This window comes from Brevibacillus sp. HB2.2, assembly GCF_013284275.1.
Classification (GTDB): domain Bacteria; phylum Bacillota; class Bacilli; order Brevibacillales; family Brevibacillaceae; genus Brevibacillus; species Brevibacillus brevis_D.
Genome location: NZ_JABSUV010000008.1, coordinates 12,053 through 26,180, shown reverse-complemented (window position 1 = coordinate 26,180; position 14,128 = coordinate 12,053). Strand labels below are relative to the sequence as shown.

The following is a 14,128-nucleotide window of genomic DNA, read 5'->3' as shown; positions in this document are numbered from 1 at the left end:
CAATATATAGAACGAGAAGGGGGGCTAATCCATGAAGCGTTGGAGCCGCCGTCTGCGCCAGCTGGCAGGAGGGGTGCTGGATCTGCCGCAAGATGTAGTCCTGGAAGTCCCGCGCATCACGATGATAGGTCATTTGCAAATGTATATAGAGAATCATCGAGGAGTCTTGCATTTTAGCGAAAAAGAGCTTCGCCTGTTGTTGACGAACGGTCAAATGATTGTTTCAGGTGAACAGCTTGTCATCCGAGCGATTTTACCTGAGGAGGTTCTGTTAGAAGGCAGAATCGGTGGTGTGAAATTTTTGGAGACGGGACCACAGAGCTCGTAATCTTTGTTGAGGTAGGGGGCGGCACGTATGAGGTATGGAATCAAGGAGTGGGTGGATGGACATGTAACCATTACCGTTCGGGGAAAACGGTTTGAGCGGATGCTGAATATGGCCGTACGGGATGGAATTCGAATCTGGAATATTCGCAGGGTAGGAGAAGAGGTGACTCGCTGCGATATTTTGATTCGGGATTATTTTCGTTTGCGGCCGCTTTTAAAAGAGACAGGCTGTCGCAGTCACGTCGAGGCAAGAGATGGGCTACCTTTCTGGCTGCTGCGTATACGTAGACGATCTGGACTGGCAATTGGGGCTGCTCTTTTTTTCATCGGATTGTACATGCTCTCCTCTTTTGTTTGGAGTGTGGAAGTGAGTGGGACGAAAATGGTTGATCCGCGACGAGTGATTCAAGCCGCCGAACAAGTAGGGATTAAAGAAGGGGCATGGAAGGTCAAACTAAAAGAACCGTTGGTTTTGCAAAAAGAGCTGTTGAGTCTGCTGCCTGAAGCGTCCTGGGTTGGAATTGAGATTCAAGGAACCAAGGTCAAGCTTCAGGTGGTTGAAAAAGAGGCTCCCGTAAAGCCGCTTGCAACTGGTCCCCGTCATCTTGTAGCGAAAAAGAGGGCTGTTGTCCATAAAATTCTCCCGGAGGTTGGTCGCAGTCAGGTTGTGAGCAATCAATTGGTAGAAAAAGGCCAAGTGCTTATTTCTGGGATCATCGGCAATGATGACCGTCAACAAGCCGTATCAGCACGAGGCAAGGTGCAAGGGGAAGTGTGGTATATAAGCAACACATCCGTCCCGCTAAAACAAACGATGCACCGTTTGACGGGAGAAAAGCTGCAGCATCAATACTTGCTCGTAGGCCCCTATGCGGTATACGTGTGGCCCTTTGAAAAACAGTCCTTTGCACAAGCCGAAATGGCAGAACAACGGTTTTTGCCCTCGTATGCGGGCTATACCTCACCACTTGGCTGGAAGACAGTAACGTACGCGCAAACAGAACCCGTTCAAACAGAAATGAGCGTAGAGGAAGCGACGGAGCTGGCTAAAAAATTCGCCAGGGAGGATATCTTGAAAAAAGCTGGAAAAGATGCGTTCATTCAGGACGAAAAAGTTTTGCACGTCACAACAGAGAATGGTAAAGTTTACGTAAGCATTCATTTTTCCGTCATTGAAGATATTGCCATTGAACAGCCTTTTGTTGGGCAGTGAGGGATGGCAAGCAAATGACGCATTGCTGATTACCGTTGCAAGGAGATGGAAGCCTGTTGCACGTACAAGATGAGGTAAGAATCCCGTTTTCAGACGCATCTGAGGCCTTGCTGTTGTTCGGACCACATGACGCGTACCTAACACTGATCGAGCAAAGAAGTTCCGCCAAAATCATGACCCGAGAAGGCGAATTGGTTATTAGCGGGGATAAGCCGGAAGTGGACAAACTGACAGCGTTGATTGAAATTCTGCTACAGTTGATTCGCAGAGGGATTGCCCTGTCCGAGAGAGACATCTCTTATGCGATGTCGTTGATTGAACGGGGAGAAGGTGCCCAACTGCTCGATGTGTATGATGAAGAAGTCGCTCGTACCCAACGTGGCAAAGTAATCAGGGCAAAGACTTTGGGCCAGCGTCATTATTTGTCTGCGATCAAGAAGCATGACATTGTGTTTGGAATTGGACCAGCTGGTACAGGAAAAACGTATTTGGCTGTTGTCACAGCAGTAAATGCGTTGAAAAATGGGCGTGTCAAACGGATCGTTCTTACCAGACCGGCCGTAGAAGCGGGGGAGAGCCTTGGATTTTTGCCAGGAGATTTGCAGGAAAAAGTAGACCCTTACCTGCGTCCGCTCTATGATGCCTTGTACGACATGCTGGGCAATGAACAAGTTGCCAAAATGATGGAACGAGGACTTATTGAGGTTGCTCCTTTGGCGTACATGCGTGGTCGTACGCTCGAAGATTCCTTCGTTATTTTGGATGAAGCCCAGAACACGACTCCCGAGCAAATGAAAATGTTTTTGACCAGGCTTGGCTTTGGTTCCAAAATGGTCATTACGGGTGATGTGACTCAGGTGGATTTGCCAAAAGGCAAGAAATCTGGATTGCGCGAAGCACAACGCATTTTAAATCCGATTTCCGATGTAGCCTTTATTCATTTCCAAGAGGGAGACGTCGTTCGTCACAGTCTGGTACAAAAAATCATCGCTGCTTATGCCAAGGAAGAAGTAGAACACGGCTATTAATAAATGGCGTCACAAAAAGGAGATCGTTTACCTGTGTTATCTGTAGAAATCCTTCATGAAGAAATCGAACCGATCGATGAGAATTTGCAAAACCTGCTTGTCCGTTGTCTGGAAGCAGCGGCAAAGCTGGAAGAGGTACAAGGAGAAGTGGTTGTCACGCTGGTGAACAACGAGCGCATCCACGAGCTAAATCGCGACTATCGTGGCGTTGATCGGCCTACGGATGTTCTGTCCTTTGCGATGAACGAGCCAGGTGAAGGGGAAATGGAAATCTTCATCGATGAGGATGAGGCCAGCGAGTTTCCGAATATGCTTGGAGATATCATCATCTCGGTGCCAAAAGCACATGAGCAGGCCGAAGACTATGGTCATTCATTCGAACGCGAACTCGGATTTCTCACGGTTCATGGTTTTCTTCACCTTCTGGGCTATGATCATGGGACGCCAGAAGAAGAGAAGGAAATGTTTTCACGTCAAGAAAAGGTACTGGAAGAAATCGGCTTGACGAGGTAGGAGATTACGTTGAAGGAATGGCGACGATTGACTCGCAGCTTCACCTACGCTCTGCAAGGAATTTCCTATACCGTACGGACACAGCGAAACATGCAAATCCACGTATCTGCAGCCATAGTGGTGCTGGCGGCAGCGTGGTGGCTGCAGATACCCCGCAGCGATGTTTTGCTGGTCCTTTTTTCTATCGGTCTGGTCTTCTCCCTTGAGCTGGTAAATACTTCGATCGAAGCAGTCGTTGATTTAGCTTCCCCGGAATGGCACGCCAAGGCGAAGATTGCCAAAGATGTGGGAGCAGGAGCTGTGCTTGTGGCGGCGATCCTGTCTTTTATCATCGGAGTCATCGTATTTGGACAGCCACTGTTGCAAAAAGTATGGGGATAGTTTTTACTAGTGATACCGGACGGGTCATTCCAGTTGACCTTTCAGTCTGGTTTCTTCGTGTCTCTTTGGACAGATTCTGTTGTGAAATGATGTTAAAGAACAATCATATGAGGAATGATGAAAATGGATAAACAATCATTATTAGCACAAGCAATCGAAGCCAGAAAGCTCGCTTATGTACCGTACTCCAAGTTTCAGGTCGGAGCAGCTCTTTTAGCTGAGAGTGGCAAGGTTTATTTGGGAGGCAATATCGAAAATGCAGCGTACTCGTTGTGCAACTGCGCAGAGCGTACGGCTCTTTTTAAAGCGTATTCGGAAGGCGATCGGACTTACAAGGCATTAGCTGTCGCTGCTGATACACCGCAAGCTGTATCACCGTGCGGGGCTTGCCGACAAGTCATCGCGGAGCTGTGCCCGCCGGACATGCCTGTATTTTTGACGAATCTCAAAGGCGACATTTGGGAAACGACAGTATCTGCCCTGCTTCCAGGCGCATTCACCAAGGAGGATTTACGTGGATAATCGCAAGACCAAGCAATCGTTTAAATCGGGCTTTGTCTCCATCGTGGGACGTCCAAATGTTGGAAAATCAACATTGTTGAATCATATTGTGGGGCATAAAATTGCCATCATGTCGAATAAGCCGCAAACGACACGCAACAAAATTACGGCGGTGCATACGACCGAAGAGGGTCAAATTATTTTCTTGGATACACCGGGGATTCACAAGCCTCAATCCAAACTCGGAAACTACATGGTTTCGGTTGCCGAAAATACATTGAACGAAGTAGACCTCGTTTTATTTGTTGTCGATGCAACAGAAAAACGCGGAGCCGGGGACGACTACATCATCGAGCGGTTGAAGCAGGTCAAAACGCCAGTATTTTTGGTCATCAACAAAATTGACAAAGTACACCCGGAAGCATTGTTGCCAATTATTGACGATTACCGCAAATTGTATGATTTCAAGCAGATTGTTCCGATCTCTGCTCTGGAAGGTAACAATACAGCATCATTGCAGCAGGCTATTTTGGGTGAAATGGAAGAAGGCCCGATGTATTACCCTGCTGACCAGGTGACAGACCATCCGGAACGCTTTGTAGCAGCTGAATTGATTCGGGAAAAAGTTCTGCATTTGACGAGAGAAGAAGTACCTCACTCCATTGCTGTCGTCATTGAAGAAATGAAGCGAGGCGAAAATGGCAAGACACTTTACATTTACGCGGCCATTTATGTAGAGCGGGATTCCCAGCGCGGTATTTTGATCGGGCAAAAAGGTCAGATGCTCAAAGAAATTGGTCAACGCGCGCGCAAGGATATCGAGCGACTGATGGGGGACCAAGTATTTTTGGAGCTTTGGATCAAAGTGAAAAAGGATTGGCGCAACCAAGATCGGATGCTGCGTAACTTCGGTTTCTACGACGAGCAATAATATTCCCAACGCGATGTGTTAATTTTTCCAAGGCATAGAATAACGGGCAAAGGTGATTCTAAGAAGGAAGTGGATAGACCCGATATAGGAAAGGATGATGCTCCTTGCTTCGTGACTTTTCTTGGAGAGTTTTCGCTTCAACCGGTGACATCCATGCTTACCTTCTCTACCGTGATCACCATCAAACGGATGTTTCCAGCGAGGAAACCTCGTTTGATCTCGCCCAGGAAGAATTGGGTGACACACAGGCATGCTTGTAAAATGGGAAGGGATTGTCATTCGCAGTGTGGACTATGGCGAGTCCAGTAAAGTGGTGACAATGTTTACCCGGGAGAACGGCAAATTAGGCGTGATGGCCCGTGGTGCCAAAAAGACCAAAAGCCGTCTTGCCGCCGTCTCTCAGTTGTTTTCGCATAGTTATTATCTATGCAAGGCAGGACCCGGTACGGGAATGCCTGATCTCTCTCAAGGAGATATGCTGGATTCGTTCCGGGATATGCGGCAAAGCCTGACTGCTACGGCTTATGCCGCATACATAGCAGAACTTTTGGATCGACTGACGCAGGAAAGGGAGCCGAATCCCTATTTGTTTCAGCTACTTCTTCATACGTTCCGCCATTTGGATGAAGGACGAGATGCTGAGATTCTGTGTCGGATTTTTGAGACCAAGATGCTCATTGTAGCGGGGATCTCCCCGCAGCTCACAGCGTGTGCAAACTGTGGCGAACAGCGCGAACCCTATGCGATCAGTGTGGGGCAGGGCGGCCTGTTGTGCCCAGTTTGCCTGCCTTCCGATCCGTATGCGATGGCAGTTACACCCTCGACCTGGAAGCTGTTACGGCTGTTCCAGGTATTTGATTTGGAACGACTTGGTGACATTGAGGTAAAACCGGCTACACGCAACCAGCTCAAGCATGTACTGCGGAGCTTCATGGACGAGTATCTGGATCTCAGGCTGAAAAGTCGGTCATTTCTGGAGCAACTGGAGCGTATGGAAAGAATGACGCAATCAGATCAGGACTAATTGACATACGAATTTGTTTTCGTTATGATAAGAACCAAACTTGTATACCGAATGTTGCCGTGAAGGAAAAGAGTAGTCAGCCACTGGCTGTGCGTAGCGAATCGGGGATAGTGGGAGCCCGGTCACCATGCTGATGAAGGGCGTTCTGGAGCAATTTGATTGTAAGGTGGGCGAAGAAGTCATTCGCCAAGTAGGGTGGAACCGCGAGAATCCTCTCGTCCCTACACTGTCGCATCAGGCAGTGTAGAGGCGGGAGGTTTTTTTAGTTTCGACTTAAAGCCAAGTTCTAAGTTCTACGAAGTTTAGAGGAGGATCAAGCATGAAAATGACATTTCAAGACATCATTTTGACGCTGCAAAACTTTTGGGCAAAGCAAAACTGTCTCATTGTCCAGCCGTATGACGTTGAAAAAGGGGCGGGTACGCTAAACCCAATGACCTTCCTTCGTTCCATTGGACCTGAGCCGTGGAATGTAGCATATGTGGAGCCTTCCCGTCGCCCGGCTGACGGACGATATGGGGAAAACCCAAACCGTTTGTATCAGCATCACCAGTTCCAAGTAATCATGAAGCCATCGCCGGACAACATTCAGGAGCTGTACCTGGAGAGCTTGCGCGAACTCGGGATCGAGCCACTGGAGCATGATATCCGATTTGTTGAAGACAACTGGGAGCACCCTGGTCTTGGCGCTTGGGGCTTAGGTTGGGAAGTTTGGCTGGACGGAATGGAGATCACACAGTTCACGTACTTCCAGCAAGTGGGCGGTCTGGAATGTAAACCAGTGGCAGTCGAGCTGACTTACGGACTCGAGCGTTTGGCTTCCTATATTCAGGAAAAAGAAAATGTGTTCGATCTGGAATGGTGCAACGGGTATACGTACGGAGATGTATTCCTGCAACCAGAATACGAGCATTCCAAATACACATTCGAGCTGTCTGATGTCGACATGCTGTTTTCTCTCTACAATACGTATGAGGCGGAAGCAAAGAGACTGATGGCGGAGCGACTGGTTTACCCGGCTTATGACTATGTACTGAAATGCTCCCACACCTTCAACTTGCTGGATGCACGCGGAGCTATCAGTGTGACGGAGCGTACAGGCTACATCGCTCGTGTACGTAATCTGTCTCGTGAAGTAGCACAAACCTACTATAAAGAGCGTGAGCGACTCGGTTTCCCGCTTTTGCAAAAAGGCAACGCAGACGCTGCGGATCAAGTGAATCAGGTGAAGGGAGAGGATACAAATGAGTAAGCGCGATCTACTCGTAGAGGTTGGTTTAGAAGAAATGCCTGCTCGTTTTGTCGCACAGGCAGCGGCACAATTCAAGGAAAAAGTAGAAAAGTGGCTGACTGCTGAGCGCGTGCCGTTTGATCAAATTACGGCATTGGAGACACCTCGTCGTTTTGCCCTGTTAATCAATGGATTGGCAGAAAAGCAGCCTGACCGCAATGATGAAGCGAAAGGCCCTGCACGCAAAATCGCACAAGATGAAGCGGGCAACTGGTCCAAGGCAGCACTCGGATTTGCACGGAGCAACAATATTGAGCCTGACCAACTGTATTATAAAGAAGTAAACGGGATCGAGTATGTTCATGCTCGCAAATCCGAAGCGGGAAAACCAACTACTGAGCTTTTGCCGCAACTGGCTGAAGTAATCACCGGCATGAGCTTCCCGAAAAATATGCGCTGGGGCGCACGCGATTTGAAATACGTTCGTCCGATTCGTTGGCTGGTAGCTTTGTTCGGCGATGAATTGATCGATCTGGAGATTGCAGGTGTAAAAAGCGGACGCGTTTCGCGTGGACACCGCTTCTTGGGAACAGAGGTTACCTTGAATCACCCAAGCGAATACGTGAGCAAGCTGGCTGAGCAATATGTCATGGTGAAGCCCGACGAGCGCAGAGCAGCCATTGTAGAACAAATCCATCGCTTGGAGAAAGAAAATGGCTGGACAATTCCAATGGACGAAGGGCTTCTGGATGAGGTAGTTCATCTTGTAGAATATCCGACTGCTCTTTACGGTACGTTCGAGCAAGAGTTCCTTTCCATTCCACGTGAGGTTTTGGTTACCTCCATGCGTGAACACCAGCGTTATTTCCCTGTTGAAAACGCACAGGGTCAATTGCTGAATCATTTTGTGACAGTACGTAACGGAGACAGCCGCGCTCTGGAAAACGTAGCGAAAGGAAATGAAAAAGTTCTTCGCGCACGCTTGTCTGACGCTCGTTTCTTCTACGTGGAGGACCAAAAGCTTTCCATTGAAAGCTGCCTGAAACGCTTGGAGACAATCGTTTACCATGAAGAGCTGGGAACAATTGGTGATAAAGTTCGCCGTGTACGCAAAACAGCTGCACAAATAGCAAGCAAGCTAGGCGTGAGCGCAGAAGAAACCAAGCAAGTCGACCGCATTGCAGAAATCGCAAAATTCGACCTCGTGACCAACATGGTAGGGGAGTTCCCTGAACTGCAAGGGATCATGGGTGAAGATTACGCGCGCAAAGCAGGTGAGTCCGACGTCGTCGCAAGTGGCGTATTCGAGCATTACCTCCCGCGGTTTGCAGGGGACAAAATGCCTGCTTCGGCTCAAGGCGCGATCGTCAGTCTGGCTGACAAGATGGACACGATCGTAGGCTGCTTCTCGATCGGTATTGTGCCTACTGGCTCACAGGACCCGTATGGTCTGCGCCGTATGGCAGCGGGGATCGTTACAATTTTGGTGGAGCGAGATTGGCAAATTTCTCTTGCCGATCTGTGGAATGCCGCGATGGAAGGTTATGTAGCGCAAGGCGTAAACAAGAGAGTCGCAGAAGACGTGAAAAAAGACCTCATAGACTTCTTCGCACTCCGACTGAAAAATGTGTTGCAGGATCATGGTGTTCGTTACGATGTCATCGACGCCGTTCTTGCTGCCGACCTGACATTGGTTCCAGAGGTGCTGGCAAAAGCAAAAGCACTGATGGGGGCGGTACAAACAGAAGAATTCAAGCTGATTGTAGAGCAGTTTAACCGGGTGAACAATCTGGCGCAAAAAGCGGAAGCAGACCAAGTCAGCGAATCTTTGTTCGCAGAAGATGTGGAGCGGGCCTTGTATCAGGCATTCCAAGCTGTTCAGAAGGATGTAGAGGGTCTGAAGGATCAAGAGAAGGTGCTCGCAACCTTGTCAACCTTGCGCCAGCCGATTAACGCATTCTTTGATAAAGTCATGGTCATGGCCGAAGATCAGGCTGTTCGTGCGAATCGTCTTGGACTTCTCTTGCAGCTTTCTCGTGTGCTTTATCGCTACGCAGATTTTTCCAAAATTGTTTTCGCCTAAACCAAATAACACTGGTGCCTTCGTCTGAAAATCAGGCGGGGGCACCTTTTTTCCGCGTGAAAGAAGGAATATCCCGTCGAATAGAGTAATACTAGGAAGAGGTAAAGACAGAACCGGGGTGATTGGTCATCGAGCTTACCAAACGACAAGAGCACATCTTACAGATAGTGAAGGATGACGGACCGATAACAGGAGAACATATCGCGGAGCGACTGAATTTGACTCGTGCGACGCTGCGCCCTGATTTATCCATCCTCACGATGTCAGGATATCTAGAAGCCAGACCTCGGGTCGGGTATTTTTATGCCGGCAGACCCGCAAGCTCAGTCATAAGTGAACGGCTTCACAAGCTTCTCGTCAATGACTACAAGGCGGTACCGATCGTGGTATCCGAATCCGCCTCGGCTTACGACGCCATTGTTACCCTCTTTTTGGAGGATGTTGGCACGTTATTCGTCGTCAACCAAAAAGGATATTTGGCTGGCGTGATCTCACGAAAAGACCTCCTGCGGGCTTCTTTAGGCAATAAGACGCTGGAGGATGTGCCAGTCAGCATCATCATGTCTAGAATGCCGAATATCATTACATGTGCACCTGATGAGACCTTGTACGCAGCCGCTAAAAAGCTGATTGATTTTCAGATCGATTCTCTGCCTGTTGTAAGGCCTAGCGAGGAAGATCCGAAGCACATGGAGCTGCTGGGGCGCGTCACCAAGACGACGATCGCGAAAGCATTTGTAGAATTGGGTAGCGAACCGAAAGTGTAGGGGGAGAAGCGATGCTAGGTAAACAGCAAGGACAGCTCATCTATGTAGTCTCAGACTCCATCGGCGAAACGGCCGAACTTGTCGTTCGCGCAGGAGCTAGTCAGTTTGATCGTTTTTTGTTTGATGTACAAAAGTATCCGTATATAGAAGACAAGGAATCGATTGACGAAATCATTGCTTCGGCAAAAGAATCGCGGGCAATGATCGTTTTCACTCTGGTCATTCCGGAGCTGAATGCGTATATTACACAACAAGCTGCTCTTCACGGAATTCCGGCTCTTGATGTTATGGGGCCTTTGATGAATACATTGCAGGGCATGTTGAAAGAGCCACCAACCGGAAAACCGGGATTGGTACGTCGACTGGATGAGGAGTATTTCCGCAAAGTAGACGCCATTGAATTTGCTGTCAAATACGACGATGGTCGGGACCCACGCGGTCTGTTGCGAGCAGATGTGGTTTTGATTGGCGTTTCGCGTACTTCCAAGACGCCTCTTTCCATGTATTTGGCTAACAAACGACTTAAGGTTGCCAATGTTCCGCTTGTCCCGGAGGTAGAGCCACCGGAAGAATTGTTCCAACTGCCAGTCGAACGGTGTATTGGGCTTACCATCAATCCGGAGCAACTGAACGGCATTCGGACAGAGCGTCTGAAGGCACTGGGATTGACAGCACAAGCAAATTACGCCAATCTCGAACGGATTGCCGAAGAACTGGCGTATTCGAAGCGCATTATTGAGCGCCTCGGATGTACCGTTATTGATGTTTCCAACAAGGCAGTAGAAGAAACGGCAAACATCATTTTGGAGATGATTCGAAAAAACAATCTCCGGAATGAAAGGAAATAGGCCGAAAGAAGGATTTTGACGTTTTTTGTAGAATTTCAATTAGCTGAGGTACTTCTCATACGTGAGTTCTCAGCGTTTATTGCCCGAAGAAATGTGGAAAAGTAGAAAAGAAGAAAAGAAGTTCGATGCAAAGAAGGAAATTGACGAATTTTGACGAACTAAATATTCTCACGTGCGATTCTCCTTATAAAGGTGGAAAGACATGACTGGTCCCACTTCAGATGAATTTGTAAATCAAGTGCGTGCCGCTGTCGACATCGTAGACGTTGTAGGAGAGTACGTTCAACTGAGAAAAAGCGGTCGTGCCTTTCTCGGTCTATGTCCGTTTCACTCTGAAAAGAGCCCTTCCTTCAACGTAAATGCAGAGCGACAGTTTTTTCATTGCTTTGGCTGTGGAGCAGGTGGGGACATCTTTTCCTTTTTAATGAAACTGGAGCAATTGACTTTTCCAGAGGCACTGCACAAATTGGCGGAGCGTGCCGGGATAGCTGTGCCCCAGCCGCAGCAAGTAGAGGAATCACCTGAAAAACGGATGAAGCATGTGATGCAAGAAGCGCATACGTTCGTTTCACGCCTCTACCACTACGTGCTTACGAAAACCCCGTATGGCGCAGAAGCGATGAAATATCTCGCAAAGCGCGGAATGTCTGAGGCGACAATCGCCGAATACCAAATCGGGTTTGCCCCGGATTCCTGGGATTTCGTGACGCAGCAGTTGACAAAGCGGGGATTTTCACAGGAATTGATGGTGGAAGCAGGGTTATTGGCTAGAAGCGATGCAGGAAAAATCTTTGATCGCTTTCGAGGTCGTATCATGTTTCCGATTCAGGATTCCCAAGGTAACGCCATCGGATTTGGTGGGCGCTTACTGCAAGGATCGAAGCCCAATTCCAATCAAAAGTCTCAACCCAAGTATCTGAATAGCCCGGAAAGCCTTTTGTTCAACAAAAGTGCTACGCTGTTTAATCTTCATCGTGCACGCCCCATCATTAGAAAGAGAAAAGAGGCGCTGTTGTTTGAAGGATATGTCGATGTCATATCGGCATGGCAGGCGGGTTTTACGCAAGGTATTGCCACTTTGGGAACAGCCTTGACGGAGCAGCAGGCCAGAATTCTTCGTCGCAATACAGAGTCAGTCGTACTCTGTTATGACGGAGATGCTGCAGGACAAGAAGCAACGAGCAAAGCGATTCACGTTTTGCAGCAAGCCGGTTTGATCGTTCGAGTAGCTCCGCTTCCACAAGGAGTGGACCCGGATGATTACATCCGCCAGCATGGGGCTGAAGCATTTTCCCAGCAGGTATTGTTACAGGCGATGCCAATTACGGCTTTCCGTCTGAAACATTTACGCAGTCAGTTCGTAATAAAAGATGAGACGGACAAAGCTCGCTTAATCGCGAAGGCGGTCGAGATCATCAATGAACTGGGCAGCCCGGTGGAACGGGACATGTATCAACGGCAGTTGGCTGAAGAATACTCCCTTACTCTCGGTGATCTCAAATGGGAGTCCAAACGCGCCTACAATCAGCAAAAAAGTGAGCGCCAAAGGGATAAAGTGACGCCAGCATGGAATAATAGTATAAATAATGGCAAAGTTACGCTCGCGAAAACACTGCCACCCGCTTATCACACGGCTGAGCGCATGCTGCTTTACTACATGATGCGGAACGAAGAAATAGCCGCCCGCGTCCAGCAGGAATGCAGTGCCCACTTTCAGGTGGATGAACACGATGCGCTGGCTGCCTACCTGTACGCCTACTATGCAGAGGGAAACCCGGAAGACCCTGGAAAGTTTATACATTACGTGCAAGACGATTTGTTAAAGCAATTAGCCTCGGGATTGGCCATGATGGAGTGCAACAACGACGTATCTGAATTAGAGATCGGTGACTACATCAAACAAGTGAATAACTACCCGAAGCGTGCCGAGTTGGAACGATTGCGCGATGAGCAGCGGAGCTTACACCTCCAAGCGGCCGCAGCGGACAGCGAGGATGCGCGCAAACAACTTGAACTTCAAGCAGCCGTTACAGGGATGAAGATTCTTGAATTGGAAAATGCTTTAAAAGAAGGGTAGCTTCAGATCATTCCCGGGGAAGGAGGGAAAGTAGATGAACAAGCAAAATATTACTTCCGACATGGAAGCAACGTCCATCGAACAAGTGAAGGAACAGTTGGTCGAATTAGGCAAGAAACGCGGCGCATTGTCGTATAAGGAGATTACTGCTCGTCTGGCAGGTTTTGAGCAGGATTCTGATCAAATGGATGAGTTTTTTGAATATCTAGGTGATCAAGGCATTGAGATTAACAACAATGAGAATGAAGATGACGACGATGAAGTCGATCAAATGATCATCAAAGACGAGGACAACGAAGAATTTGATTTTGACGATCTCTCCGTTCCGCCTGGAATTAAGATCAATGACCCTGTACGGATGTATCTGAAGGAAATTGGTCGAGTTCCTCTGCTCTCCGCAGAAGAGGAGATTAAACTAGCGCAGCGAATTGAACAAGGTGATGAGGAAGCCAAAAGACGTCTGGCTGAGGCGAACTTGCGATTGGTAGTATCGATTGCGAAGCGTTATGTAGGACGCGGTATGCTATTCCTCGACTTGATTCAAGAAGGGAACATGGGTCTGATTAAAGCGGTGGAAAAGTTTGACTATCGCAAAGGCTACAAGTTCAGTACGTATGCGACCTGGTGGATTCGCCAAGCGATTACCCGTGCCATTGCAGACCAAGCTAGAACGATCCGGATTCCGGTTCATATGGTGGAAACGATCAATAAATTAATCCGCGTTTCCCGTCAGCTTCTGCAAGAGCTAGGTCGTGAACCTATGCCAGAAGAAATCGCTGAAAAAATGGATCTCACTCCGGAAAAAGTTCGGGAAATCATGAAGATTGCTCAAGAACCAGTATCCCTGGAGACTCCAATTGGGGAAGAAGACGATTCCCACTTAGGTGATTTCATTGAGGATCAGGATGCATTGGAGCCATCTGATGCAGCTGCCTATGAACTTTTGAAAGAACAGTTGGAAGACGTTTTGGATACATTAACAGACCGGGAAGAAAATGTACTGCGTCTGCGTTTTGGGTTAGATGACGGACGTACACGGACATTAGAAGAAGTAGGCAAAGTGTTTGGTGTAACCCGTGAACGGATTCGTCAGATCGAAGCAAAAGCTCTTCGCAAATTGCGTCATCCGAGTAGAAGTAAACGCTTAAAAGATTTCTTAGAATAACCGATATAAGAAGTATGTGGCCTACGTTAGCCGACGTAG

The 14,128-nt window shown here is 48.3% G+C and carries 15 protein-coding genes; all 15 read left to right on the top strand.

The genetic code is table 11. The annotated features are described in order from the left end of the window. The first annotated feature begins 31 nt into the window (after positions 1-31). The 15 genes from yqfC to rpoD all read left to right on the top strand — a co-directional run bounded on the left by yqfC (position 32) and on the right by rpoD (position 14,089). Positions 32-328 carry a sporulation protein YqfC gene (yqfC, locus tag HP401_RS07410; RefSeq protein WP_007727617.1) on the top strand — a complete coding sequence of 99 codons (297 nt, stop codon included), beginning with the start codon at positions 32-34 and terminating at the stop codon, positions 326-328. A 27-nt stretch (positions 329-355) separates the two neighbouring features. Next, positions 356-1,540 carry a sporulation protein YqfD gene (gene yqfD / locus HP401_RS07405; protein ID WP_173604596.1) on the top strand — a complete coding sequence of 395 codons (1,185 nt, stop codon included), beginning with the start codon at positions 356-358 and terminating at the stop codon, positions 1,538-1,540. 56 nt (positions 1,541-1,596) lie between these two features. After that, positions 1,597-2,568, top strand: coding sequence for a PhoH family protein (locus HP401_RS07400; protein WP_064202893.1), 972 nt, complete (start codon positions 1,597-1,599; stop codon positions 2,566-2,568). A 33-nt stretch (positions 2,569-2,601) separates the two neighbouring features. After that, complete coding sequence (gene ybeY / locus HP401_RS07395) at positions 2,602-3,081, top strand: rRNA maturation RNase YbeY (RefSeq protein WP_007727608.1); 480 nt, start codon at positions 2,602-2,604, stop codon at positions 3,079-3,081. 9 nt (positions 3,082-3,090) lie between these two features. After that, positions 3,091-3,462, top strand: coding sequence for a diacylglycerol kinase family protein (locus tag HP401_RS07390; protein ID WP_173604595.1), 372 nt, complete (start codon positions 3,091-3,093; stop codon positions 3,460-3,462). A 123-nt stretch (positions 3,463-3,585) separates the two neighbouring features. After that, complete coding sequence (locus HP401_RS07385; protein ID WP_064202895.1) at positions 3,586-3,984, top strand: cytidine deaminase; 399 nt, start codon at positions 3,586-3,588, stop codon at positions 3,982-3,984. Beyond that, a complete protein-coding gene (era, locus tag HP401_RS07380) occupies positions 3,977-4,894 on the top strand; it encodes a GTPase Era (RefSeq protein WP_012685772.1) in 918 nt (305 codons plus the stop codon). Before HP401_RS07385 ends, era begins: the two co-directional genes overlap by 8 nt. A gap of 104 nt (positions 4,895-4,998) precedes the next feature. Further along, the gene (locus HP401_RS07375; RefSeq protein WP_012685773.1) at positions 4,999-5,154 is read left to right on the top strand and encodes a YqzL family protein; all 156 of its coding nucleotides are present in this window, start codon (positions 4,999-5,001) and stop codon (positions 5,152-5,154) included. After that, positions 5,145-5,918, top strand: coding sequence for a DNA repair protein RecO (gene recO, locus HP401_RS07370; protein ID WP_012685774.1), 774 nt, complete (start codon positions 5,145-5,147; stop codon positions 5,916-5,918). The genes HP401_RS07375 and recO overlap by 10 nt, the downstream gene beginning before the upstream one ends. Positions 5,919-6,243: 325 nt before the next feature. Further along, complete coding sequence (glyQ, locus tag HP401_RS07365) at positions 6,244-7,170, top strand: glycine--tRNA ligase subunit alpha (protein ID WP_012685775.1); 927 nt, start codon at positions 6,244-6,246, stop codon at positions 7,168-7,170. Beyond that, positions 7,163-9,232, top strand: a complete 2,070-nt coding sequence (gene glyS / locus HP401_RS07360; protein ID WP_173604594.1) for a glycine--tRNA ligase subunit beta — start codon at positions 7,163-7,165, stop codon at positions 9,230-9,232. The genes glyQ and glyS overlap by 8 nt, the downstream gene beginning before the upstream one ends. A 122-nt stretch (positions 9,233-9,354) precedes the next feature. Further along, positions 9,355-9,999, top strand: a complete 645-nt coding sequence (gene ccpN / locus HP401_RS07355; protein ID WP_173604593.1) for a transcriptional regulator CcpN — start codon at positions 9,355-9,357, stop codon at positions 9,997-9,999. 11 nt (positions 10,000-10,010) lie between these two features. Continuing rightward, positions 10,011-10,847 carry a pyruvate, water dikinase regulatory protein gene (locus HP401_RS07350; RefSeq protein ID WP_172143032.1) on the top strand — a complete coding sequence of 279 codons (837 nt, stop codon included), beginning with the start codon at positions 10,011-10,013 and terminating at the stop codon, positions 10,845-10,847. A gap of 202 nt (positions 10,848-11,049) precedes the next feature. Beyond that, entirely contained in the window at positions 11,050-12,924 is a 1,875-nt protein-coding gene (gene dnaG, locus HP401_RS07345; RefSeq protein ID WP_064202899.1) for a DNA primase, read from the top strand. 34 nt (positions 12,925-12,958) lie between these two features. Further along, positions 12,959-14,089 carry an RNA polymerase sigma factor RpoD gene (rpoD, locus tag HP401_RS07340; protein ID WP_012685780.1) on the top strand — a complete coding sequence of 377 codons (1,131 nt, stop codon included), beginning with the start codon at positions 12,959-12,961 and terminating at the stop codon, positions 14,087-14,089. The last annotated feature ends 39 nt before the right edge of the window (positions 14,090-14,128 follow it).